General features: G+C 34.0%; 20 protein-coding genes and 1 pseudogene. 11 read left to right on the top strand and 10 right to left on the bottom strand.

The genetic code is table 11. The features are described from left to right. Window positions 1-115 precede the first annotated feature (115 nt). From IU405_RS05735 to IU405_RS05715, 5 genes are all read left to right on the top strand, one after another. Window positions 116-571 carry a MarR family winged helix-turn-helix transcriptional regulator gene (locus IU405_RS05735; protein ID WP_197437656.1) on the top strand — a complete coding sequence of 152 codons (456 nt, stop codon included), beginning with the start codon at window positions 116-118 and terminating at the stop codon, window positions 569-571. A gap of 19 nt (window positions 572-590) precedes the next feature. Further along, window positions 591-2,996: a 3-hydroxyacyl-CoA dehydrogenase/enoyl-CoA hydratase family protein gene (locus IU405_RS05730; RefSeq protein ID WP_197437655.1), complete on the top strand. Its 2,406-nt coding sequence runs from the start codon at window positions 591-593 to the stop codon at window positions 2,994-2,996. Between the two features lie 82 nt (window positions 2,997-3,078). Then, window positions 3,079-4,269 (top strand): acetyl-CoA C-acyltransferase, encoded by a 1,191-nt coding sequence (locus IU405_RS05725; protein WP_197437654.1) that lies wholly within the window; start codon window positions 3,079-3,081, stop codon window positions 4,267-4,269. A gap of 20 nt (window positions 4,270-4,289) precedes the next feature. Next, a complete protein-coding gene (locus IU405_RS05720) occupies window positions 4,290-6,098 on the top strand; it encodes an acyl-CoA dehydrogenase family protein (RefSeq protein ID WP_197437653.1) in 1,809 nt (602 codons plus the stop codon). A gap of 220 nt (window positions 6,099-6,318) precedes the next feature. Next, the gene (locus IU405_RS05715; RefSeq protein WP_197437652.1) at window positions 6,319-7,191 is read left to right on the top strand and encodes a M28 family peptidase; all 873 of its coding nucleotides are present in this window, start codon (window positions 6,319-6,321) and stop codon (window positions 7,189-7,191) included. Between the two features lie 777 nt (window positions 7,192-7,968). On the opposite strand, the gene rpsA is transcribed toward IU405_RS05715, so the two are convergent. Beyond that, the gene (rpsA, locus tag IU405_RS05710; protein WP_197437651.1) at window positions 7,969-9,774 is read right to left on the bottom strand and encodes a 30S ribosomal protein S1; all 1,806 of its coding nucleotides are present in this window, start codon (window positions 9,772-9,774) and stop codon (window positions 7,969-7,971) included. 213 nt (window positions 9,775-9,987) lie between these two features. Here rpsA and IU405_RS05705 point away from each other — a divergent pair, with 213 nt between their 5' ends. The 4 genes and pseudogenes from IU405_RS05705 to IU405_RS05690 all read left to right on the top strand — a co-directional run bounded on the left by IU405_RS05705 (window position 9,988) and on the right by IU405_RS05690 (window position 11,873). Then, window positions 9,988-10,440, top strand: coding sequence for a RidA family protein (locus IU405_RS05705; protein ID WP_197437650.1), 453 nt, complete (start codon window positions 9,988-9,990; stop codon window positions 10,438-10,440). Between the two features lies 1 nt (window position 10,441). After that, entirely contained in the window at window positions 10,442-11,071 is a 630-nt protein-coding gene (locus IU405_RS05700) for a 7-carboxy-7-deazaguanine synthase QueE (protein WP_197437649.1), read from the top strand. Between the two features lie 79 nt (window positions 11,072-11,150). Continuing rightward, window positions 11,151-11,734, top strand: a pseudogene (locus tag IU405_RS05695) (zeta toxin family protein). Next, window positions 11,721-11,873 (top strand): hypothetical protein, encoded by a 153-nt coding sequence (locus tag IU405_RS05690; protein ID WP_197437648.1) that lies wholly within the window; start codon window positions 11,721-11,723, stop codon window positions 11,871-11,873. Before IU405_RS05695 ends, IU405_RS05690 begins: the two are co-directional and overlap by 14 nt. A 131-nt stretch (window positions 11,874-12,004) precedes the next feature. Here IU405_RS05690 and cmk read toward each other — a convergent pair whose 3' ends face one another. From cmk to IU405_RS05660, 6 genes are all read right to left on the bottom strand, one after another. Further along, on the bottom strand, window positions 12,005-12,697 hold the full coding sequence (cmk, locus tag IU405_RS05685; RefSeq protein ID WP_197437647.1) for a (d)CMP kinase: 693 nt from the start codon (window positions 12,695-12,697) through the stop codon (window positions 12,005-12,007). Beyond that, entirely contained in the window at window positions 12,698-13,720 is a 1,023-nt protein-coding gene (gene porQ / locus IU405_RS05680; RefSeq protein WP_197437646.1) for a type IX secretion system protein PorQ, read from the bottom strand. 753 nt (window positions 13,721-14,473) lie between these two features. Continuing rightward, complete coding sequence (locus tag IU405_RS05675; protein ID WP_197437645.1) at window positions 14,474-15,670, bottom strand: ATP-binding protein; 1,197 nt, start codon at window positions 15,668-15,670, stop codon at window positions 14,474-14,476. 714 nt (window positions 15,671-16,384) lie between these two features. After that, complete coding sequence (locus IU405_RS05670) at window positions 16,385-17,236, bottom strand: N-acetylglucosamine kinase (RefSeq protein ID WP_197437644.1); 852 nt, start codon at window positions 17,234-17,236, stop codon at window positions 16,385-16,387. Between the two features lie 286 nt (window positions 17,237-17,522). Then, on the bottom strand, window positions 17,523-17,864 hold the full coding sequence (locus tag IU405_RS05665; RefSeq protein WP_197437643.1) for a DUF86 domain-containing protein: 342 nt from the start codon (window positions 17,862-17,864) through the stop codon (window positions 17,523-17,525). Beyond that, on the bottom strand, window positions 17,857-18,156 hold the full coding sequence (locus IU405_RS05660; RefSeq protein ID WP_197437642.1) for a nucleotidyltransferase family protein: 300 nt from the start codon (window positions 18,154-18,156) through the stop codon (window positions 17,857-17,859). The genes IU405_RS05665 and IU405_RS05660 overlap by 8 nt, the downstream gene beginning before the upstream one ends. A 564-nt stretch (window positions 18,157-18,720) precedes the next feature. On the opposite strand from IU405_RS05660, the gene IU405_RS05655 reads away from it, so the two are divergent. Further along, window positions 18,721-19,476 carry a tyrosine-protein phosphatase gene (locus IU405_RS05655; RefSeq protein ID WP_231749566.1) on the top strand — a complete coding sequence of 252 codons (756 nt, stop codon included), beginning with the start codon at window positions 18,721-18,723 and terminating at the stop codon, window positions 19,474-19,476. A 572-nt stretch (window positions 19,477-20,048) separates the two neighbouring features. Continuing rightward, on the top strand, window positions 20,049-21,149 hold the full coding sequence (locus IU405_RS05650) for a nucleotidyltransferase family protein (protein WP_197437641.1): 1,101 nt from the start codon (window positions 20,049-20,051) through the stop codon (window positions 21,147-21,149). A gap of 271 nt (window positions 21,150-21,420) precedes the next feature. Here the strand turns inward: IU405_RS05650 and IU405_RS05645 are convergent, their stop codons facing one another. The 3 genes from IU405_RS05645 to IU405_RS05635 form a co-directional block, all read right to left on the bottom strand. After that, entirely contained in the window at window positions 21,421-23,808 is a 2,388-nt protein-coding gene (locus IU405_RS05645) for a GumC family protein (RefSeq protein WP_197437640.1), read from the bottom strand. A gap of 1 nt (window position 23,809) precedes the next feature. After that, a complete protein-coding gene (locus IU405_RS05640) occupies window positions 23,810-24,592 on the bottom strand; it encodes a polysaccharide biosynthesis/export family protein (protein ID WP_197437639.1) in 783 nt (260 codons plus the stop codon). A 395-nt stretch (window positions 24,593-24,987) separates the two neighbouring features. Beyond that, window positions 24,988-26,379, bottom strand: coding sequence for an undecaprenyl-phosphate glucose phosphotransferase (locus IU405_RS05635; protein WP_197437638.1), 1,392 nt, complete (start codon window positions 26,377-26,379; stop codon window positions 24,988-24,990). Window positions 26,380-26,433: the final 54 nt, after the last annotated feature.

The following is a 26,433-nucleotide window of genomic DNA, read 5'->3' as shown; positions in this document are numbered from 1 at the left end:
ACACAGAAAGTATGGATTCGTTACACGATAATAAAATGTTAAAATTTATTATGCATGCATAACTTTTTTTATATTTACTATGCGTGCATAATAAATTTTTATATCTTTGGACTCCATGGACAGAAATAAAACAATCGATCATCAATTAAGAGCTACATGGCAAGCAGTTGCAAAAATGTACAATGAGCAAGCTGCAAATCATGGAAGCACGATGGCTATGGCATTTGTTTTATTAAGCATCCACAAAGAAAATGGCACACCTTCAACAGCTTTAGGACCCATGATGGGAATGGAACCCACCAGTCTTTCAAGAATTTTAAAATCGATGGAAGATAAAGGAGCCATTTATAGAGAAAAAAATCCTGAAGATGGAAGAAGTGTCATGATCAAATTGACAGCGTATGGCAAAGAAATGAGAGAAATTTCAAAAGGACATGTGTATCAATTTAATGATTTTGTAAAATCGCAAGTAACGGAAGAAGAATTGGACGGCTTTTTTAAAGTAACATCCACCATCAATAAATTAATTGCCGAGAAAAAGATTTTTGAAGCAATACAACAAGATAAATAAAAATTAAAACACTATTCTAATGACAAGACGAATTAAAAAAGTAGCAATTATTGGCTCAGGAATTATGGGTTCAGGAATTGCTTGTCACTTTGCAAACATTGGCGTTGAAGTGCTTTTGTTGGATATTATTCCAAGAGAACTTTCCGAAATCGAAAAAGCAAAAGGACTCACACTCAATGATAAAGTAGTTCGAAATCGTTTGGTAAATGACGCTTTAATGACTTCATTAAAATCAAGTCCTTCTCCTATATACAATCAAAAATTCGCTGAAAGAATTTCTACAGGAAATATGGAAGATGATTTGCATAAAATCAAAGAGGTTGATTGGATTATGGAAGTGGTTGTGGAGCGTTTGGATATCAAAAAAAGTGTTTTTGAAAAAATTGAAAAATTCAGAACTCCAGGAACCTTAATCACTTCAAATACTTCTGGAATTCCGATAAAATTTATGAGTGAAGGACGAAGTGAAGATTTTCAGCAGCATTTTGCAGTAACACACTTTTTCAATCCTCCAAGATATTTGAAATTATTTGAGGTTGTTCCTGGTCCAAAATGCAAGCAAGAAGTGACTGATTTCTTGATGATGTATGGTGATAAATTTTTAGGAAAAACCTCAGTTTTAGCCAAAGATACTCCAGCATTTATTGGAAATAGAATTGGAATTTTTGGCATCATGAGCTTGTTTCACGTGGTGAAAGAAATGGATTTGACCATCGAAGAAGTGGATAAATTGACTGGACCTGTAATTGGTCGACCAAAATCTGCCACTTTTAGAACGATTGATGTAGTTGGTTTGGATACCTTAATTCACACTGCAAATGGCGTAAAAGACAATTGCCCAAATGACGAAATGAGAGATCAATTTGTGATTCCTGAATTTGTCAATAAAATGATGGAAAACAAATGGTTGGGAAGTAAAACCAAACAAGGATTTTACAAAATGACGAAAGATGCCAATGGCAACAGAGACATTTTATCTTTGGATTTGAAAACGTTAGAATATCGTCAAAAAAAATCAGCAAAATTTGCCACTTTAGAACTCACGAAATCGATTGATAATGTCGCTGACAGATTCAAAGTGTTGGTGGCTGGTAAAGACAAAGCAGGTGAATTTTACAGAAAAAGTTTTGCTGCCATGTTTGCCTATGTTCAAAACAGAATCCCAGAAATTTCTGATGAATTGTACAGAATTGACGACGGTTTAAGAGCTGGTTTTGGTTGGGAACATGGACCATTTCAAATTTGGGATGCCATTGGTGTTGCCAAAGGTGTTGAAATGATGAAAGCTGAAGGAAAAGAACCTGCAACTTGGGTTACTGAAATGTTGGCAAACGGAGAAACTTCTTTTTACACCATCAAAAATGGTGCAACCTATTATTATGACATTCCTTCAAAATCTCAGGTTAAAAAACCAGGTCAAGATTCATTTATTATTTTAGACAATATCCGAAAATCAAATGAAGTTTGGAAAAATTCTGGAACAGTTATAGAAGATTTGGGTGATGGAATTTTAAACCTAGAATTCCGTTCGAAAATGAATACCATTGGTGGTGATGTTTTGGCCGGAATCAATAAAGCAATTGATTTGGCTGAAAAAGATTTCCAAGGATTAGTAGTTGGAAATCAAGCTGCAAACTTTTCTGTGGGTGCCAATATCGGAATGATTTTTATGATGGCTGCAGAGCAAGAGTATGATGAATTGAACATGGCCATCAAATATTTTCAAGATACGATGATGCGAATGCGTTATTCTTCCATCCCAACAATTGCAGCTCCTCATGGAATGGCGTTGGGTGGTGGTTGCGAAATTTCACTACACGCTGACAAAGTAGTTGCGGCAGCAGAAACCTATATTGGTTTGGTTGAATTTGGTGTTGGTGTCATTCCTGGTGGAGGTGGTTCCAAAGAAATGGCGTTGAGAGCACAAGATTTATTTCACAAAGGAGATGTGCAATTGAATGTGTTACAAGAGCATTTTCTAACTATTGGAATGGCAAAAGTAGCTACATCAGCGTATGAAGCTTTTGATTTAGGATTGCTTCAAAAAGGAAAAGATGTGGTGGTTGTGAATAAAGACAGACAAATTGCAGAAGCTAAAAAACATGCGGTTTTGATGGCAGAAGCTGGATATACGCAACCTGTAAAACGAAATGACATTTTGGTTTTAGGAAAGCAAGCGTTAGGAATGTTTTTAGTAGGAACTGATTCTATGGAAGCTAGTAAATACATTTCTGCGCACGATCAAAAAATAGCGAATAAATTGGCGTATGTAATGGCTGGAGGCGATTTATCAGAACCAACCAGAGTTTCAGAACAATATTTACTAGACATTGAACGCGAAGCATTCTTAAGTTTGTGTACGGAAAGAAAAACGTTGGAGCGAATTCAACACATGTTAAAAACTGGAAAACCATTGCGCAATTAATAATTGCAAGTTATTAGTTGTGAGTTCTAAATGATAAGTTAAGTCACTAACAACTAAAAACTAAACACTAAAAAATATAAAAATGAAACAAGCATATATCGTAAAAGCATACAGAACAGCTGTTGGAAAAGCACCAAAAGGACTGTTCAGATTTAAAAGAACGGATGAATTGGCAGCAGAAACCATTCAATACATGATGAATGAATTGCCTGATTTTGACAAAAAAAGAATTGACGATGTCATTGTAGGAAACGCAATGCCAGAAGGAGCGCAAGGACTAAACATGGCGCGTTTAATTTCATTAATGGGATTAAAAATCGAAGATGTTCCTGGGGTAACTGTAAACCGTTTTTGTTCTTCTGGACTGGAAACAATTGCGATGGCAGTGGCTAAAATTCAATCAGGAATGGCAGATTGTATCATTGCTGGTGGTGCAGAAAGCATGAGTTCAGTGCCCATGACAGGTTTCAAACCAGAATTAAACTACGATACCATTGCAGCTGGTCATGAAGAATATTATTGGGGAATGGGAAATACTGCAGAAGCTGTTGCCAATGAATTTAAAATTTCAAGAGCTGATCAAGATGAATTTGCATTGCAATCACATTTAAAAGCACTAAAAGCACAAGCTGAAAATCGTTTTCAAAATCAAATTGTTCCGATTGAAGTTGAACAAACTTTTATCAATGAAAACGGAAAAAAAGCCACAAAAAAATATACAGTAACCAAAGATGAAGGTCCAAGAAAAGATACTTCTTTAGAAGGATTGTCCAGTTTACGCCCTGTTTTTGCAGCCAATGGAAGTGTTACTGCAGGAAATTCATCTCAAATGAGTGATGGTGCTGCTTTTGTGTTGATTATGAGTGAAGATATGGTCAAAGAATTGAACATCACACCCATTGCAAGATTGGTGAGTTATGCAGCTGCAGGAGTTCCTCCAAGAATTATGGGAATTGGCCCAATTGCTGCGATTCCAAAAGCATTGAAACAAGGAGGTTTGCATCAAAAAGAGATCGAATTAATTGAATTGAATGAAGCTTTTGCTTCACAATCTTTGGCGGTAATTCGTGAATTGGGCTTAAACCCAAATATCATCAACGTAAATGGAGGTGCCATTGCGTTAGGACATCCTTTAGGTTGTACTGGTGCTAAATTATCTGTTCAGTTGTTTGATGAAATGCGTCAAAGAAATATGCAAAACAAATATGGAATGGTGACCATGTGTGTTGGAACAGGTCAAGGTGCAGCAGGAATTTTTGAATTTTTAAACTAAAAAAGCAAACAATATTAATTATGGAAACAATACAAAAAAACCTATTAAGAGGAGGACAATTCTTAGTGAAAGAATCAAACTGCGAAGATATTTTTACCCCAGAGGATTTTTCTGAAGAGCAAATTATGATGCGTGAAGCTGTCAAAGAATTTAATGAACGTGAAATCATTGCTCACAAAGCCCGTTTTGAAGCAAAAGACTATAAATTGACAGAAGAAGTAATGAAAAAAGCAGGAGAATTGGGCTTTTTAGGGGTTGCTGTTCCTGAAGAATATGGTGGCTTGGGAATGGGATTTGTTTCTACAATGCTTACTTGCGATTACATTTCAAGTGGAACTGGCTCATTCAGTACTGCTTTTGGTGCTCACACTGGAATTGGAACCATGCCAATTACTTTGTACGGAACTGAAGAGCAAAAACAAAAATATGTCCCAAAATTGGCTTCTGGAGAATGGATGGGTTCTTATTGTTTGACGGAACCTGGAGCTGGGTCAGATGCAAATTCAGGAAAAACAACCGCTGAAATTTCTGCTGATGGAAAATCATACAAAATCAATGGTCAAAAAATGTGGATTTCAAATGCAGGTTTCTGTAATTTGATGATTGTTTTTGCGCGTATTGAAAATGACAAAAATATCACTGGTTTTATTGTTGAATATGACAAAGCAAATCCAAATGGAATTACGTTAGGAGAAGAAGAACACAAACTAGGAATCAGAGCAAGTTCTACACGTCAAGTATTTTTTAATGATACGATTGTGCCTGCTGAAAACATGCTTTCTGAAAGAGGTGGAGGTTTCAAAATCGCTGTAAATGCACTGAATGTTGGAAGAATTAAATTGGCTGCTGCTTGTTTGGATTCTCAAAGAAGAGTTACCGAAATTGCGTTAAAATATGCTTTAGAGCGCAAACAATTCAAAACTCCCATTGCAGATTTTGGTGCTATCAAAGCAAAATTAGCAGAAATGGCAACCAATACCTATGCAGGAGAATCTGCAAGTTACAGAGCTGCAAAGGATATTGAAGACAGAATTCATATGAGAATTGCTGATGGAAATTCGCACCAAGAAGCCGAACTAAAAGGAGTGGAAGAATATGCTATTGAATGTTCAATTTTGAAAGTAACCGTTTCAGAAGATGTTCAAAATTGTGCAGATGAAGGCATTCAGATTTTTGGAGGGATGGGATTTTCAGAAGAAACACCCATGGAAGCTGCTTGGAGAGATGCACGTATTGCACGAATTTATGAAGGCACCAACGAAATCAATAGAATGCTTTCTGTGGGCATGTTGATCAAAAAAGCCATGAAAGGTCATGTTGATTTATTGGGTCCTGCAACTGCTGTTGCTGATGAATTAATGGGAATTCCTTCCTTTGAAACTCCCGATTTTTCGGAATTATTTTCAGAAGAAAAGATGATGATTGCCAAAATGAAAAAAGTATTTTTGATGGTGGCTGGTTCTGCAATTCAAAAATATGGGCCAGATTTAGAGCAACATCAGCAATTATTAATGGCAGCTGCAGATATTTTGAACGAAATTTATATGGCAGAATCCACGCTATTAAGAACTGAAAAAAATGCAAAACGTTTTGGTGATAAATCACAGGAAGCACAAATTGCCATGGCAAAATTATATTTGTACAATGCTGTAGAAATCATTACCAGCAAAGGAAAAGAAGGAATTATTTCTTTTTCAGAAGGTGATGAGCAACGCATGTTATTGATGGGATTGAAACGTTTTACGAAATATCAAAATTACCCAAATGTGGTTGCATTGAGAGACATCATTGCTGAAAAATTAAAATCAGAGGGTAAATATTGTTTTTAGATAAGCAAATCAACTATAAAAAGAGATTTAATTATTTGTATAAAAAGACCTTTTAAATTAAAGGTCTTTTTATATATTTGCAGAATTCCCTCATATTTTTTGTATTTAACTTTCAACAATGAAAAGAAATTTTATTTCTGGGTTTATTCTGTGTGTACTATTTTTTAGTTGCGAAAAACCTGTTCCAATTTCTATTAATAGCCAAAAGTTACTTGAGAATATGAAAATATTAGCAAGTGATTCTATGGAAGGAAGGGCATTTTCTACTAAAGGAAGTGTTAAAGCTCAAGAATTTATTGAGAAAAAGTTTACTGAAATTGGATTGCAAAAATATAAAAACGGAAGCTATATAGAAGCTTTTGATTATACCTTCAAAGGAAAAAAAAGACAGGAAGCATTTCCTGTAGAAAATCCAGGAATCAATTTTTCTAATGTAAAAGATACCATTGCTTCTGGTGCAAATGTCATCGGAGTTTTAAAAGGCAATTCAAACAAAACGATTGTAATTACGGCACATTATGATCATTTAGGAATTAGAGAAAATGTAATTTTTAATGGTGCTGATGACAATGCATCAGGGGTTGCTGCTTTGTTTACAATAGCCGAATATTTTAAAAACAAACCATTAAAACATAATTTAATTTTTGCTGCTGTTGATGGTGAAGAAATTGGTTCTGTTGGGACGGAAGTTTTCCTTAAAAATTATTCTGATACAAAAAATATAGCTTTAAATATCAATATGGATATGATTTCCCATAGCGATTATTATCCAGAGCTATATATCTGCGGTACATATCATCACCCAGATTTCAAAAAACCGTTAAAGAAAGTTACCTCTAATGAAGTAACTATTTTATTTGGACATGACGATCCAGAAAAAATTGAACAATCAGATTGGACACTTTCTTCTGACCATAGAGTTTTTTACAAAGAAAAAATTCCTTTTTTATATTTCGGAGTAGAAGACCACAAAGATTACCACAGACCAACAGATAAATATGCCACCATCAATAAAAAATTTTATATTGAATCTGTGAAAGTAATTATTAAATCTATTGAACGTTTAGATGAATTTCTAAATGAAAAAAAGTAATTGACCTGATTTCGATTTAAATTTTTATAGTAAATTCCTAATAATAAACCTGTTGATTGTAACTATTTTATTGGATAGTAAAATAGATTTTTTACCACGAATTCACAAATTGTAAGGATTTCATCACAATAATTGTTTTCATCTTTGATGAAAATTCAAATTTATTGGATTCATTGGGCATAAAAAATCCGTGAATTCGTGGCAATTTCATTTTAAAATTCAATGACACCTAAAAGGTGATTTAAATGAAATCCGTGAATCAGTGGCAGATTCATTTTAAAATTTACATCCACAAGGTTAAAAATTAAAAAATTGTCTGTTGGGTACAATTATTTTATTCAATAGAAAATAGATTTTTTACCACGAATGCACAAATTGTAAGGATTTCATCACAGGAATTGTTTTCATCTTTGATGAAAATCCAAATTTATTGGATTCATTGGGCATAAAAAATCCGTGAATTCGTGGCAATTTCATTTTAAAATTCAATGACACCCAATCAGGTTGACAATTAATTTTATAGTCCAGAGATTTTGGAACTTTGAGAAACTTTGTATATCCCTTTCATTTGGCAGGCAGGGAAGGTACCAAAAACACAACGTTGTTAATTTAAAAAAAGAGGCTATTGTTATTCAGTAATTTATAAATCGAACTTAGATTAAAGAACCTACTTAAAACAGGAAAGAAATAGAAAAAAGCCAGGTCTTTAAGAATCCTCCAAAATAAAAAAACCACTGAAAAATCAGTGGTTTTTAATTTTATAAAAATGTAAAAAGATTATTTTTTATCTTTTTTCGCTTTCGCGTCCATTTTTTTCTTTAAATCAGCAAGATCGTCATTCAAATCTCCTAAAGTAGTTTTTTCTCCTTCAGTTGCTTTTTTAACGGCAGCTTTCACATTTTTCTTCTCTTGCTCTTTGTAGATAGAGGAATGCGAAACTACTACTCTTCTGTATTCTTTAGAAAACTCTAAAACTACAAACTCTGCAGTATCTCCTTTTCCAAGTTTAGAACCATCTTCTTTATCCAAGAATCTTACTGGAGCAAATCCTTCCACACCATCTTCGAAAGTGATGACTGCACCTTTATCGTTTTTATCTTTGATAGTTCCTGTGTGAACACTTCCAATTGCATAGGTATCTTCGTGAATATCCCAAGGATTATCCAAGGTTTGTTTGTGACCTAAGTTTAATTTTCTGTTTTCAACATCCAATTCTAATACTTGTACTTCTAAGGTATCTCCAACAGTTACAAAATCTGATGGATGTTTGATTTTTTTAGTCCAAGATAAATCTGAAATGTACACCAATCCATCAATTCCTTCTTCTAATTCAACAAAAACACCAAAGTTTGTATAGTTTCTTACGGTTCCTGTGTGAGTGGAACCTACTGGGAATTTAGCAGTTACATCTGTCCAAGGATCTGGATGTAATTGTTTGATACCCAATGACATTTTACGATCTTCTCTATCTAACGTTAAGATAACAGCTTCAATTTTATCACCAACTTTTACGAAATCTTGTGCAGAACGTAAATGTGTTGACCAAGACATTTCAGAAACGTGAATCAATCCTTCAACTCCTTGCTCTACTTCCACAAATGCTCCATAATCAGCCAATACAACAACTTCTCCAGTTACTTTATCACCCACTTTTAAGTTTGCGTCTAAAGCTTCCCAAGGATGTGCAGACAATTGTTTCAATCCTAATTGGATTCTAGATTTGTTATCATCAAAATCTAAAATTACCACGTTTAATTTTTGATCCAATTCAACCACTTCATTTGGATGATTGATTCTTGACCAAGATAAATCTGTAATGTGAATCAATCCATCAACACCACCTAAATCAACAAATACTCCATAAGAAGTTACGTTTTTCACGATTCCTTCTAATACTTGTCCTTTTTCTAACTGGCCAATGATTTCTTTTTTCTGAGATTCAATATCTGCTTCAATCAATGCTTTGTGTGATACTACAACGTTTTTAAATTCATGATTGATTTTCACCACTTTAAATTCCATTGTTTTTTCAACGAATTGATCGTAATCTCTAATTGGTTTTACATCAATTTGAGAACCTGGTAAGAATGCTTCGATTCCGAAAACATCTACAATCATACCACCTCTTGTTCTGCATTTTACAAAACCGTTTACTACTTCACCTGTTTCGTGTGCATTGTTTACACGATCCCAAGCTTTGATAACTCTTGCTTTTTTGTGAGATAATACCAATTGACCAGAAGAATCTTCTCTTTTGTCAACCAATACTTCTACTTTGTCTCCAACAGCTAAATGTTGATTGTAACGAAATTCATTCAATGAAATAACGCCTTCTGATTTAGAATTGATGTCAATAATGGCATCTCTATCAGTAATTCTGATAACAATTCCTTCAATGACATCACGCTCTTTTACGAAACCAACAGTACCTTCTAAAGCAGTTTCAAATTGTTTCAACATTTCATCGTCAACAGCATCAATTCCTTGCTCGTATTTGTGCCAATTGAAGTTTTCTAAAAATTGTTGTGGGTTTACAGCTTCTACGGTTGTAGGCTGTGTTTGTGTGTTTGTTTCTTCAGACATTTCTGAAAATTAAATTTGTATCTTCCTGTTTTTCAGATTTTTAACGATAAAAACAACAAGAGATGTTTTTATAAATTGTTTTCTTTGATTCCTTTTTCAAATCTGTTCTCGTAAAAAGGAGTGCAAATTTATAAAAAATACTTGATTTTTAGCATTTTAGTTGAAAAAAATTAAAAATTAAATGATTTATATTTGTTAGAAATTTAATTCATCATGAAAACCAACTTTTCAATGTTACTTATTTGTTTTGTTTTTGCAATAAACTCTTGTCAGAAAGCACCAAAACAGGAAGTATATTTTCACAAATCTCATGACGAAAGCAGAAAAAATGCACCTTTTTCTGAGGCAACTCAGGTGGGAAATCTCTATTTTTTAACGGGACAAATTGGTAAAAATCATCAAACTGGAAAAATGGTGGAAGGTGGCATTGAAGCGGAAACTGCGCAAGTCATCAAAAACATTGAAGCTGTTTTAAAAAATCACAACATGACCTTAAAAGATGTTGTAAAATGCACCGTAATTTTAGCGGATATTGACGATTTTTCAAAAATGAATGCAGTATATACTACTTTTTTTGTTGATAATTTACCAGCAAGAACTACCTTTGCAGCCAATTTAGTGGCAGGTGCAAAAATTGAAATTGAAGTGATTGCCGCAAAAAAGTAAGATGGATACACACACAAAAGAACTAGTCAACAAAGGAATGATGCTCCCTTTAATGGAGGAGTTTTACACCATTCAAGGAGAAGGATATCACACAGGAAAAGCGGCTTATTTTATCAGAGTTGGTGGTTGTGATGTGGGTTGTCATTGGTGTGATGTAAAAGAAAGTTGGAATGCAGATTTGCATCCTCCAACGTTGGCAGAAACAATTGTTGAAAACGCCAAAAAGTACTCAAATACAGTGGTGATTACTGGTGGAGAACCTTTGATGTGGTCTATGGATTATATCACGAATTTGCTACAAGAAAACCACATTAAAACACATATTGAAACTTCTGGAGCCTATTCTTTCTCTGGAAAATGGGATTGGTTTTGCTTGTCACCCAAAAAAACAAAATTGCCTTTGGACGAAGTATATCCAGAAGCTGATGAGTTAAAAATGATCATTCACAACAAAAGTGATTTTGATTTTGCAGAACAACAAGCAGCAAAAGTTTCAGAAAAATGCGAACTTTTTTTACAACCTGAATGGAGTAAAAAAGAAAAAATGACTTCGGAAATTGTTGATTATGTAATGAAAAATCCGAAATGGAAAATTTCTTTACAAACGCATAAATACTTGAATATTCCTTAGGTATTTTGGTATACATGTTGATGCCAAAACACTGAAATTCAATAAAAATTTCTAAAGATTTTTTTATATATTTACAAATATGGATGAGAAAAAACTTTACATCATAGCTGGTTGTAATGTGCAGGTAAAACCACTGTATCGTTTACAATTTTGCCAGAGATTTTGGATTGTAAAGAATTTGTAAATGCTGACGAAATAGCAAAAGGATTATCACCCTTTCAACCCGAAAAAGTATCTTTTGAATCAGGACGCATCATGCTCAATAGAATTAATGAATTGCTTTCAGAAAATGAAAACTTCGCTTTTGAAACGACCTTATCCACCAAAAGTTATAAGCATAAAATAATAAAAGCAAAAGAAAAAGGGTTTCGAGTAACAATGTTATTTTTTTGGCTTCAAACAATAGAATTAGCTAAGGAACGCGTAAAAACAAGAGTTTCAGAAGGCGGACACAACATTGATCCTGAGGTAATTGAAAGAAGATACAAAAAAGGAATCAAAAATTTATTTGATATTTACCTTCCAATCATAGATGGAACCCTGATTTTTGACAATTCAGAGGGGAAATATGAACTTTTAGCAGAAAAACAAATTGATGGGCTGCTAAATATTCTGCACCAAGAAAAATTTAATCTTTTAAAAAATCAATATGACAAAAATTGAAATTCAAACAGAAGAAAAGCATAAAATTCTTAAAGGACTTGAGAAAGTCTATGAAAAACTTCTAGAATTTAAAAAAGCTAAAAACAGTGAATTGGTCGTTTTGCGTGATAACAAAATTGTAAAAATCAAGCCTGAATAAAAGCAAATCGATACTATATGAAGGCAAAAATACCACCGATTCAAAAAGCCTTTCTCAAACCACCTGTAAACCAATATTCGAACAATCCGTAAAAACTTGCCTGACGGAAGTCAGGTCCGTGTCTAAAAAATCTACCCTTTAATCCGCTCATCAATCAACTTACAAATTCGCTCAAATTGCTCCTGAATTCCCAACTCAGAATTGTCAATTTCAATAGCATCATCCGCCTTGATCAGTGGTGAATCTTCTCTAGTGGTATCAACACGATCTCGTTCTTGTACATTGTGCAAAATTTCTTCATACGTCACAGCGTCTCCTTTTTCAATCAACTCTTTATACCTACGCATCGCTCTTTGATCTGCAGAAGCCGTCATAAAGATTTTCAGTTCCGCATCCGGAAAAACAACCGTTCCAATATCTCTACCATCCATCACAATACCCCCATGTTTTCCCATAGCTTGTTGTGCTGCTACTAGTTTTTTACGTACTTCAGAAATGGCTGCAACTGTACTCACCAATTGCGAAATTTCTAAAGTCCGAATTTCATTTTCTACATTTTCATCATTCAAATACATTTCCGCAAAACCCAAGTTTTCATTAAAACGAAATTGCAAAGAAATCGAATCCAATGAAGAAATCAGTTTCTCGACATCAAAAAAATCCTCGCCAATGAAATGTTGTTTCTTTGCAAAAAGGGCTACTGCTCTGTACATAGCACCTGTATCAACATAAATATAATTGTATTTCTTAGCCAATAATTTGGCAATTGTACTTTTTCCTGTGGATGAAAATCCGTCAATCGCAATCGTAATTTTTTGTGTCATTTATCTTTTATCTAAGTCAATTTGTAAACTAAAAGTACTCGCATTGGTGGCTGTATGAAATTTTGAATACGCATAATTAAACGTAAATGTATTCATTCTCAACCCAAATCCGAAAGAAATTCCTCCAAAAGTGCGCACATTTTGCAGTTTCAATTCAGCAGCTCTTCTAAAATTATAGCCCAATCTTAGGTTGATGGCACTCTCAGGAAATAACTCAGCACCAATCACAAAATGCCTCATCGCATTGCTTAAAAAACCAATATTTTCATTCGTTACATTTCCTTCCAAATCCGTAGTTTGTTCAGAAGGATTGGGTACAGAAATATCCCATTGCTGCAAATTATCAACCGTCAAATACCATTTTAAGGGCACATGCTCCAATTGATACGACGCTCCAAGTGCCACCTTTAAAGGAAGTTGTTCAATTTCGTTTGTAAACGATTTGACTTGAGTTCCTGCATTTCTCACAACCAAAGTAAACGAATAAGGTTTGTAAGGACTGTAGTATAAAATTCCAACATCCACAGCCACTCCATACGAAGTAAAATTACTGATGGACGAATTGATGAGCTTCACATTTGCACCAAAAAACAAGTTTGTCCAAGGTAAATTGCGTGCATAGCCCACAGAAATAGCCAAATCACTAGCACTAAAATTACCCGTTTCATTTCCTTGTTCGTCTGCGCCAATCAACGTCCCATAATTCAAGTAACTAATACTTCCATGAATCGTTCCAAATCTCCTCGAAATCAATCGTGCATAGGACAACGAACCAATATGGATGCCTCCCAAATAACTCGAATAATTCGCACTCAGTTGGTTATCCATTTCTTGATTGATGACTGACGGATTCCAAACAGGTTGATTCACATCATTCATCAATGTCAAAACCTCTCCACCCAACGCAACTTGTCTTGCAGAGGTAGCCAAATTTAAAAATTGATACACGTTCTCACCTCCCACTTGTCCATACTGAACCGAAGAAAACAACAAAAAGCAACAAAATGAATATAGAAATTTCATTGGACAACAAATAAACAAACTAAAAACTGAATAACGAAAATAACACAGAAAATTTTATATCAAAAATCTTCTAGTATAAAAAAAACAGATTTAAATGGATGAAGGCGAAGATGTGGGACGAAGACGAAGACGAAGGCTAAGGCGAAGGCGTATGGTTGATTATTTGGTTAATTGTTTAACTGGTTAATTGGTTAATTATATAAACTATAAACATCTAACCCCTAACCGCTAACCCCTAAACAGTTAACCCCTAAACATTTAAACCCTTAAAGAATAGAAACTTTTCAAAAGACTAAGAACAGAGAAGCAAGAATAAAGAAGCAAGTTCTAACCCCTAACCTCTAACCAATTAAACATTAAAAAACAACAACCATTTTCCTCTGTCAGTTCGAGTAACGCGACGCAGGAGCGTTGTATCGAGAACTCGTAACCAGAAATACTGCGAAACTAAAAAACAATAGAAACAAATCAACAAAGGCGAAGGCGAAGGGATTAATTCATCGGTAAATTATTAGATCAATAAATTGTTACATTGATGAACCCCTAACCAGCTAAACCCTTAAACAAAAGAAACAACAGAAACCCTTAAACAGTTTTCAGTCTCAGTGTTCAGTGATGAGTGCAACCTTGAATCTTGAATCTAAAACTTTGAACACCCCCTCTAACCTCTAACTTCTAATATCGTACTTCTAACCGCTAACCCCTAAACAGTTAACCTCTAAACAATTAAACCCTTAAACAACAGAAACCCTCTCAATATAAAAACCCAAATAACCACAAAGGGATTTTGTTTTGATAACCAATCTCAATAGCATCAGCAACTACAAAAGAATTGGAGATATCTTTGAGTTGCTTATGGGTTTTTGATTTTCCTCCAATTTCTACAGTATACATCTCATCTATCAAAAAATCTCCCTTTTCTGTGTATTGAATACTATGTACAAAACCTACTTGATTTCTGAAAAATGTCTCTCTTAAATTTCCTTCATTGGCGTTTTTTGGCGCCAAATTGTAAATCAAATTGGTGTTTTCTAAATATATTTTGAGGGGCTTTTGCAGCTTGCTGATTCCTTTGGTTTCCCTAAAAAGATTGTTTGTCAACCGAATTTCATCCAAATAATGCAAATAGGCCAATAAGGTAGTTCTATTTATCTGAATTTTTTCGCTCAACTTACTCACATTGGGAATGAATGGTACAGAAGTAGCTATGGCCACCAAAAGTTGTTTTAATTTAATGATATAGGCATTTTCAATACCACGCAATTGTGGCAATTCTATTTCTAAAATCATATGAATGACTTCAGACAACCTATGGTCGTACAACTCAGGTTGCTCCCTATAAAAAGGGTAATACCCAAACTTCAAATAGGAATCAAAATATTGTAAAGGTTTGATGTGTGTTGTGATCTGTTGTGCAATTGGCAAGTGATTCGTGAGTAGTTCTTGCAACGAATACGAATCAAAGGACCTACCAGTTTCTACACATAGGTACTCCCTAAACGAAAACCCTTGCATTTCATACACTACAGCCCTTCTGCTCAAATCAGCTCGTGCGTTGAGTATTTCAAGGGCTGAGGAGCCTGTAAACACTATTTTCAATTGAGGATATTCATCGTAGGCATTCTTTAATTCTTGCGCCCAATTGGGGTATTTGTGCACTTCGTCCAAGAATAAATACTTCCCTCCTCTTTTTTCAAATGTGGCTATCAAATCCGATAAAGAATTTGTGGTAAACCAAAAAGAATCTAGACTTGCATAAAGTGTATGTTCCAATTCATTGGCCAAATTCAATTGTATGTATTGAAAAAGCAAGGTTGTTTTTCCAATACCCCTAGCTCCTTTTATGCCTATAAGTCGCGCATTCCAATTGACTTTATCCATCATAGATCGAATAAAACCCATAGGGATATACCGCAATCTTTGTATGAATTTTTCGTATAAAACTTCCATTTTGTTTATTTAACTATACAAATATAAGTAATTATTGTTGATTTGACTATACATTTATAGATTTAAACAACAGCAACCATTTTCTTCTGTCAGTTCGAGTAACGCGACGCAGGAGCGTTGTATCGAGAACTCGTAAACAGAAATACTGCGAAACTAAAAAACAATAGAAACCCTTAAACAGTTTTCAGTCTCAGTGTTCAGTGATGAGTGCAACCTTGAATCTTGAATCTAAAACTTTGAACACCCCCTCTAACCTCTAACTTCTAATATCGTACTTCTAACCTCTAAACAGTTAAACCCTTAAACAATAGAAACTTTTCAAAAGACTAAGAATAGAGAAGCAAGAACAGAGAAAAAAGAATAAAGAACAAAGAACAAAGAAGTAAGAAGTAAGAACAAAGAATAAAGAATCAAGTTCTAACCCCTAACCTCTAACCTCTAAACTGTTAACCCTTTAAACCTTTTCAGTAAGTTGCCAACCTTGAATTTTGAATTTTAAATTTTGAACATCCAACTAACCTCTAAACAATTAAACTCTTAAAGAATAGAAACTTTTCAAAAGACTAAGAATAGAGAAGCAAGAACAGAGAAGCAAGAATAAAGAAAAAAGAATAAAGAAAAAAGAATAGAGAATCAAGAACAAAGCAACTTCTAATATCTAACTTCTAACTTCTAACCTCTAACTTCTAACCTCTAACCTCTTAACCAAAACCCCTACTTCATCAAATTCCGATGATACTCCAACAAGTTATCGATAGGTCGTTGAATCACATCCGTTACTTTCAAATTGTTTTTCTCAGCCACTTTTTCTAACAGGTCTCTGAAGTAAAAAGCAATAGAGCCTATAAAATATAGAGGTGTTTCGGCGCCTTTCTCAAAAGGCAATACGCGGTATTTAAAAAACTCTTGAAAGCCTTTTTTGATGATGCGCTTGATGTATTTATCATCTTTAAAGGCAAACATAAATTGGGCAAAGGTTGCCAAATACATATTCGGGTTTTGCTCTCTGTACAAATTTTTCTTTACAAAGTCTGGCTCTAAATTGAATTCAGCTTCAAATTTTTCTGCAATTCTTTTAGGCATTTTCTCATAAAAATACTCCTTCAATAATATTTTACCAAAGTGATTGCCACTGGCTTCATCCATCACGATATATCCCAATGAAACGGTTTTCATGTGTAGGTTTTTCCCGTCAAAATAACAACTATTGGAACCAGTCCCTAAAATACATACAATGGCAGGTTCTTTCCCAGAAGCTGCATACACTGCCGCTAACATATCTTCGGCAACAAATACCTTGGCATTGATAAAGATGGATTCCAATACATCTTGTAAGATTTTAATCGCCACAGGAGTTCCACAACCTGCTCCATAAAAATAAATCTCCTCTACATCATCTTTGATATTGATCAACTGAAACATGTGTATGATTCTGTCCGTTAACTCTTTGGTCGAATTTACCTCAGGATTCAACCCCAAAGTTCTTACTCTGAATGCTTCTTTTTTATCTTTGTTGATCGCTATCCAATCTGCTTTGGTTGAGCCTCCGTCTGCAATTAATATCATGGTTGTTAATTTTTTCCAAATATATTATAAGAAAATAGGATGTGCAAAAGTTTTTGGGGTTTAGTTATTAGTCTTTAGTCCTTAGTCCTTAGTCTTTAGTTTTAAGTTGTTTTATTACTAAACTTAATTGATGTTTTAAAACTTAACCCTTATAATTTTACAGAGTTTGGGTAATATCGTCTATCGATGTTCAATGTTCAATTTTCGTTTATTGATGTTCGAAATCCTATAACTTTAGACTTTGAACTTTAGACTTTAGACTTTGAAGCTTTGTTAGTTTACCACTTTATTTTTCATTGAGTAATTGCTCAACTTCCATTTGTAAAACAGGTAAATTTTTAACAACAATTCCCCAAATTACAGCATCGGATACTGTATCATATCCATGAATTATTCTATTTCTTACATCAACAATTTTTCTAGAGTTAGATATCTTAATACGTTGGTTTTGCTTTAGTATTCGATTCATTGCTTCTCCAATAATTTCTATATTTCGTTCAATCGCTCTTTTAGTCCTTAAATCGTTTTGATAAATTTCAAATAGTTTAGGCGATTCTATAAAATAACTCTCGATTTCATTTATGGAACACAATATATCATAAAGCCAAGTTTTTAAATCATTATCCATAAATCAATTTTTTTGATTGATTCAAAGTTTCTATAAAATATGGATTTCGTATTGCTTTTTCTTCTAACAAATCAACATTTTTTTTAAACAATTCTTCTAAAGAGAATTTTAAATTATAGTAATTATCTCCATAATCAAGAATATCTATTTGTTGAAAATCAACAATTAAGTCAATATCACTTTCAGCATTAAATTTATCAGTAAGAACTGAACCAAAAGCGTACAAAGATTTTACCTTATGTGATTTGCAAAGGTTATTTATTTCTTTTCTATATTTTTGGATAAAACTCATTCTAAAGTATTTACAAGTTCAAAATTACATAAAATAATGTAACTATTTTTAAATTCTGTTTTTGTAACGTTTTATATATTTTTTGATGAATTTAAAAAGCTATTATCAGGATCACTGAACACTGAGACTGAAAACTGTTTAAGGGTTTCTGTTGTTTCTGTTGTTTAACTGGTTAGGGGTTAGAGGTTAGAAGTACGATATTAGAAGTTAGAGGTTAGAGGGGGTGTTCAAAGTTTTAGATTCTAGATTCAAGGTTGCACTCATCACTGAACACTGAGACTGAAAACTGTTTAAGGGTTTCTTTTGTTTAACTGGTTAATTGGTTAGGGGTTAGAGGGGGTGTTCAAAGTTTTAGATTCAAGATTCAAGGTTGCACTCATTTCTGAACACTGAGACTGAAAACTGTTTAAGGGTTTATTTTGTTTAACTGGTTAATTGTTTAGCTGGTTAGGGGTTAGAGGTTAGATATTTAGAGCTTGATTCTTTATTCTTGATTCTCTGTTCTAATATCGTACTTTTAATATCTGAAAACTAATTTCCATAGTATTTCTGAAAAGTGTAATTTTGTTACAAATTAAAAAAAGTATGTTTTTTTTAAAGAAAAAAGAGATTCCCCTTACCGAGTTTTTTCCTGAGGGATTTGCGGACATCCACTCTCACCTATTGCCTGGGATTGATGATGGTGCCAAAGATGTGGAAAATTCCGTAGCCTTGATTCGTAAAATGGCTTCTTTCGGAATGCATCATTTTGTGACAACTCCTCATATTTTGGGAGACCTCTACCCCAATACGCCCGAAATCATTCTTGATAAATTACAATTGGTGCAAGAGGCATTGACGGCTACCGATTTGGGACACATCCGCATCCGAGCTGCTGCAGAATACATGCTCGACGAACAGTTTGCCGTCTTGCTTGAAAAGGGAAACTTACTGACCCTCAAAGACAATTTGGTATTGGTCGAAATGTCCTACTTCAGCCCTCCACTCAACGTCTATGAATTGCTTTTTGAATTGCAACTAAAAGGATTCAAGCCCTTATTGGCGCATCCTGAACGCTATTTTACGTATCACAACCGCTTTCAAGAATACTATAAACTGAAACAGGCTGGCTGTTTGTTTCAACTCAATTTACTTTCTTTAACACCCCATTACGGAACTCCCGTACAAAAAACAGCACAGCAACTCTTAGAAAAGGGATTGTATGATTTTGTAGGTACGGACACCCATCACGAACAGCACTTGGAACTACTTCAAAAAATAGCTACGAAAAGCAATGTGAAGATGTTGGCTGGGGTGATGGAGAAGAATGTGGGGTTTTAAAGCCTATCCCCCCGTCCCTTTCCCAAGGAAAGGGGAGCTAAATTAGGAAGATGAATGAGATTAGGGAGTTTTTTTTTAATCTGTATTGTGAGGTACGGATTTTTAGACTGATCGTGAGATTCCTCCTATCGTCGGAATGACAACTTTACAGTCGAATTTTACGCACAGTTTGTCATTTTTCGCACAGTTTGTCATTCCAGCCTGTCCCGAGCTTGACTCGGGAAAGAAGGTACGACTGAGGAATCTTTTTTACTTGTGGGGTTCATTTTATTGGTGGAATGACCATGGTGGGTGTGGGATTCCTCCTATCGTCGGAATAACAAACTTAATGGGGAATGACAAAGTTTTGGGGAATGTAAAAAATTAACCAAAAAATTAGAAACAACAGTTTCCTCTGCCAACTTTGAATATTGAATCTTAAACTTTGAACCTCCACCTAACCCCTAAACAACAAAAACCCTTAAACAATAGAAAAAACAGAAACCCTTAAACTAAAAAAACCCTCAAAAAACAGAAACAAAAATTTAAATTTTATCCCTATTTTTGACCAATGAACCTACAACCCAACAGCGATGACTTATAAAGATACCCTTTTTTTTGTGGGGCAATGTTTGACCATTAATCACGAAGAAAAAAATAAGGTTGCCATTGAGTCGCAATTGGCAGCGGGGACTGTGGATTGGGAGGCAGTGGTGAAATTGAGTACAGCACATTACGTGTTTCCTGCACTGTATTTGAATCTGCTACGGGCTGATTTTTTACACTACTTACCAGAAGAATTGGTAGCCTATATGGAACACATCACCGACTTAAACCGAGAACGCAACCTACAAATCATCGCACAAGCCAAAGAAATCAATGCCTTATTGCTTGCCAATAACATTACCCCTATTTTTTTAAAAGGAACGGGCAATTTATTGGAAGGACTCTACGAAGACATCGCAGAGCGGATGGTGGGGGATATTGATTTTATTGTATCAAAAGAGGACTATTTAAAAACAATAAATATTATTATTGATTTTGGATTTGAAGTAGTTGATAAAGATAGCTTTCAATACCCTATATTTAGACACTATCCAAGGCTTTACAATAATAAATTTATTGCTGCTATTGAAATTCATAAAGAACTTGTTAAAGAAAAGTATAAAAATGAATTTAACTATGAAATCATAAAAAAAGGTATTCAATTATTTAATGATGTGAATATAATTAGTTATGAAAATCAGTTAAAACTTACAATTATTTCTTCCCAAATAAATGATAATGGTTTTGCTTTTAAAAGTATTTCATTAAGAAATGCTTACGATGTTTTTTTACTTTCAAAGAAAACAGATCCAAAAAGAGCTACTAATGTATTTAATAAACTAAAAGAACCACTAAATTGTTTTTTAGCTACTTGTTATTTTACAATGGGAAATATCGCTTGTTTGGAATATAATGAATCAACAAAAACAAAGTCTTACATAAATTTATTTTATTTGCTAATTAGTAATGATGACTTGAGAAATGAAATAAACAAAAAAACAAGTAAAAAGATTTTAAAAAAAGAACTAATAGAACTTTCTTTAAAGTTTTTTACCAATAAACAATATCGAAAGTGGATTTTAAAAAGGGTTACTGATAAAAAATGGCGACAACAAATATATCTCAGATTAGGTTTAATAAAAGCTTAGTATACCATGATTTTTTTTGTCTAGCGTAATAAGATTTTAAAAAAAATCCTTTAGGCAATTTACAATATATTTATTTTGAGCATATCATGATTAGATGTAACCAAAACCAGTAATTCTAATAGTTATTAAAAAAATTTAATAAATAAATCCTAAAAAAATCATAATAAATTGTATATAAATTTTTAAAAACAATTATATGATGATATATTACATCAATTAACAATTCATAAACCTTGCTATTTTTAAAACTTTAAACTACCAACTAATCATATTATCTACCCACCAATCGTTGCCACCAAGATTTTTTAGCCACTTCTAGATAGCCTGCTCCGTAGCCATAGCCATAGCCATAGCCATAGCCATAGCCATAGCCATAGCCACGTTTCATGTCGGTATCATTCAAAACCATTGCCATGTTAGGCAATTTGTTTTCTCTGTAAAGCGTCTCTGGTACGATGAGCATGCGCTTGTCCAAATAGTTGGCTCTTGCTACGTAAATGAATAAATCCGCATATTTAGACACCAATAAGGTATCAGTTACCAAATTGACAGGAGCCGTGTCTACAATCACATAATCATAGTCTTTCTTAACAATAGCGAACAGTTCTTTTACTTTGTCATTTAATAATAACTCTGCAGGATTTGGAGGTATCACCCCAGAAGCGATAAAATCCACATTTTTAATTTCTGGAATGGTAAATTTGATATCCTCCAAGGACAGTTTATCATCTAAAATATAATTGGTAATCCCTTTTTGCTCGGGCAAGCCCAAATATTCGGTGATTTTGGGCGCGCGCAAATCCAAGCCCAATAACAAAACTCTTTTATTGGTCAAAGCCAAAGATGCTGCTAAATTAATAGACACAAATGATTTTCCTTCCCCACTGGAAGTTGAAGTGATAAAAATGGTTTTACCTAAACCACTTTCACTGGTTTTGGGAAACATAAAATCCAAGTTGGTTCGCAACAATCGGAAAGCCTCTGCCGTACTGGTACGGGCCTCTTTACTAATGACAATTTTTTCTTGGGTTTCCGAATGTGGAATATCTCCCACAAAAGGAATTTTCATCTCTCGGTCTAAATCTTTTCGAGAATGAATTTTGGTATCAAAAGAATTTTTGACTAAGATAAATAAAAAAGGGATAATTAATCCGAGTAATAATGCGGATAAATAAATTACATTATTTTTTGGAGAAACCTTTAATCCATTACTATATGCACGATCAATAATTTTTGCATTGGGAACGGTAATCGCTAAAGAGATGGCCGTTTCCTCTTTTTTCTTTAACAAATAAGAATACAATTCCGAATAAATATTTTTTTGGCGTTCAATATCAATGATGCCTCTTTCTATCAAAGGCAATTGCGCAACCTTATTCTGAACTCGATTGGCTTCATTCGATACTTTAGCAATTTGTATTTCAATAGATTTTCTCAGATTTGCCAAATTGGATTGTAAATTTTGTTTCAATACCGCAATTTCATTGTTTAAGGCAATCAAATTAGGGTTTTTTTGACCCGCAATCGGCTCTAAACGGTATTTTTCTAATACCAATTCATTATATTTTGTAATAGATTGTGAAGTAATAGCGTCTGAAAAACCCAAATTGGCAGGCAAAACTTCAATTTTATTGGACTTTTTAATTTCTTGTTGTACCCATTCAGCTAAACTAAGTTGAGTTCTTAACTCAACTACTTTTAGATTATTTTCGGAGACTTCTTCTAAAGCTAAAGTCCCTTCTTGAGATAATCCAGATATTCCAAATTTAGATTTGTAATCTTTATAATTATCTTGAATCTCAGATAACTCTATGCCTACCGTTAATAATCTTTCTTCAATAAAGTCTTTAGTTTTATTGGAGACTATGTTTTTGTCCGAAATAGCATCTCGATTGTACTGTTCGACCAGCTCATCTAAAATATTTTCAGCTTTTAATTTTATTGGGTCTGTTAAACTTAACGTTAATACTGATGATAACTTATCAACTGTATTTACAAGAATTTTCTTTTGATAACTATCAATTATCTTGTTTTTAGGTTTAATGACTACTAACTGCTCAACATTTTTATTATTACCTGAAAGGCAGTTATTAATTTTAAAGCTACCTAATTGCTTACTATGAATAATTTCATCAAAATTACCAGAAGTAATCAAATTATCATCCAAATTTTTTAATTCAAACCTATTTTTATCAATACTCGAAATTATAAATGAAGTATCTATGTAATGAAATAATGAATCTGTTTTCAAAAATTGAATTTTAAAAAGTTGATTTTTATATAATTCTACAGCCCTAATTCTTCCCTCTCTAAAGTAAGTTATGTTTAAATTCAATGAGTCTATAACACGACCCAAAATTTTTCGAGATTTTATAACTTGAATTTCGTTATCTGTATTGTTTGCGGAGCCAGATCCTACAATTCCTAAATCAGCTACCGCTCTTAATTCATCAGATATACCTGATTTTTGATTATCCTTAATTAATATTGTTGCATTTGCAATATATTGAGGGGTAGAATACCTTATATAAATAAAAGCAATCGAAATTGAAAATAATAAAGAAATTATAAACCATCGCCAATGTGATAAATATTTTTCAAATTCTTGTCGTAAATTGAAAGTCTCCTGATTATCACTAAAATCTAAATTTTTATCCATCTTATCTTGCTAAAATTGAAATTGATGTTAATAAAGAAATTAAAACACCTGTAATAGATATAAACAAACCAGTATTTGAGTTAGAAGAGGCTGATTGGATGCGAGCATAATTAGGTTCTACATAGATTACGTCGTTTTGTTGCAAATAATAAACCGGAGAAACAAATAATTCCTTTGACAACAAATCGACTTTGTATTGAACTTTCTTTCCCTCCTCTTCTCTAATGACAAGAATATTTTGCCTTTTTCCGGAAATATTCAAATCCCCAGCCAAGGCTATTGCTTCTAATATAGTAATGCGTTCGTTTGGTATTGTATAGCTTCCAGGCAACCTTACATCTCCCAAAATACTTACTTTATAGTTTGCCAATCTTACATTAATGTTTGGATTTTTGATATAATCTGGATCCAATTTCTCTTTTAATAGTGAAATCAACTCATCTCTGGTCAAACCACCTATTTTTAATTTGCCAATTACGGGGAAATCTATTTCTCCATTATTGTCTACCAAATAATTTTGTTGTTGAGCTACTCCAATTGCCGAATTGGAAGAGGTAGAATAAGTAACGGCAGCCAAATTGAAAGCTCTTACCGCTTCTGTATCCAGCGCTGTAATAGTGATCTGCAACAAATCATCGGGTTTGATGATGGTCTTATAGCTATTGGATACTTTCGATTGGTCAATTTCGTCATTTTGAAAGTAGATGATGTCTTTTTTAGAGACACAGCCAGTGATACTTAGGATTCCGAGGGCAATGAATAGGGTTTTGAACCTTTTGTTCATAAGAAAATTTTTTGCGAAAATAGGGATTTTTAGGGAATAGTGAGGGATTTTTTTTAAAAAGTTTTTTTTGGGGAGCACACTTGCCTGCGGCAGGCAGGGGGTTCCATGGAGTTTTACACAGAGTTTCGCAGTTTTATTGTTTCTATTGTTTCTGTTGTTTTTGGGAGCACAGGGTTCCATGGAGTTTTACACAGAGTTTCGCAGTTTTATTGTTTAGTGGTTAGAGTTTAGTGGTTAGAGCTAGATTATTTATATCCTAAATTAAATTCAGGATGACAAACAAAAAAACTAAAATTTAAAATGAATCGGAATCTAGCTCCCCTTTCCTCAGGAAAGGGGCAGGGGGGATAGGCCAAAGACCCTGACCCCGAATTAGTCGGGGCAAGAGTTCAGGGTTAGAACGCATTCTCATCCTGCTTGAAAAACATCCCCCAAGCGGTGGCAACCACAATACGTACATCCAATAGAAAACTCCAATTTTCAATATACCAAATATCGGCAGCAGCACGGTTTTTCATATCTCTTACCAACTTGGTTTCGCCTCGATAGCCGTTGATTTGTGCCCAACCAGTTACGCCTGGTTTGGCAAAATGGCGCACCATGAATTTGTCTACCAATACGCGGTATTCTTCGGTATGCTTGAGCATGTGAGGTCTTGGACCCACCAAGGACATGTGGTTGAAAAATACATTGAAGATTTGGGGCAACTCATCGATACTGGTTTTGCGCATAAAGGCACCAAAAGGCGTAATCCGTGCATCGCCTTTGGTGGCCTGCAACTGATCCGATACTTCATTGACCGTCATACTTCGGAATTTGATACAGGGAAACGATTTGCCATCTTGTCCTGTGCGTTGCTGGATAAAAAATACGGGGCCTTTGCTCGTCAGTTTGATGATGAGGGCGATAATTGGAAATAACCATGAGAATAGCAATAGGATGACCAATGAGGAAAAAACCACGTCAAATACTCTTTTGATCACTCGATTGGTAAAACTCTTTAAAGGTTCATCACGCAACTTCAAGATAGGAATTCCCTGCACATAGTCTATTGAAAATTTTTGAGAGAGGTATTCCGAAAACTCGGGAATGACCCGAACTCGAATCATGTGGTTGTCGGCATATTGAAACAGGGCATTGATCAACTCACTTTGGTGGTGAGGCAACGAAATGATGATTTCATCCACGGTATGTTTTTCTAAAAAACCATGAATCTCTGTCAAAGCTCCTTTGTACAAGGGTTGCAATCTTTTTTTGACCCTAGCATCTGTAAACAAACCCACAATATGAAAACCATACTTGGGATTCAAATAAATCCGGTCAATCAGCTTTGACATGTTTCTGTTCAAGCCCACCAATACAATACGGTTGGCATTGTATCCTTTTTTACGGTAATTTCGGAGCCTGTAAAAAGCTATCAAACGCCAAGAAATCAGTAAAATACTGAAAAAAAAGACGCTTACAATCACATAACTTCTTGAAAATTTATAGGTTGTGGTAAAAAAAATAAGGCCTGCAATTACTAGAGTAAAGACAAATAGTACATAGGCATTTTTTGCTAGTACTTTGTGTATAAAAAACACCCTAGGAATTTCGTACAAGTCGAACTTTAGGCTTAGAGCAATCCACAACAAAACACTTCCTAGGATCAAAAAATTATAAAAAAGCGTATCTGGTGTGGCTCCTTGAAACACCCACAATTTGGCAATGACAAAAGAGAAAATAAGTAACAGAGTATCTATCGAGGAAAATATGAGGGGTACAAACTTCGAACTTCCTTTTTTCATGAATGATTTTTTAGACAAAACAAAGATAGCATTTTAATGCATACGTGCAAATGG

Source organism: Polaribacter sp. BAL334, from assembly GCF_015767435.1.
Lineage (GTDB): Bacteria > Bacteroidota > Bacteroidia > Flavobacteriales > Flavobacteriaceae > Polaribacter.
Note: the sequence above shows the minus strand (reverse complement) of the source record. Positions and strands in the feature narration are given on the sequence as shown.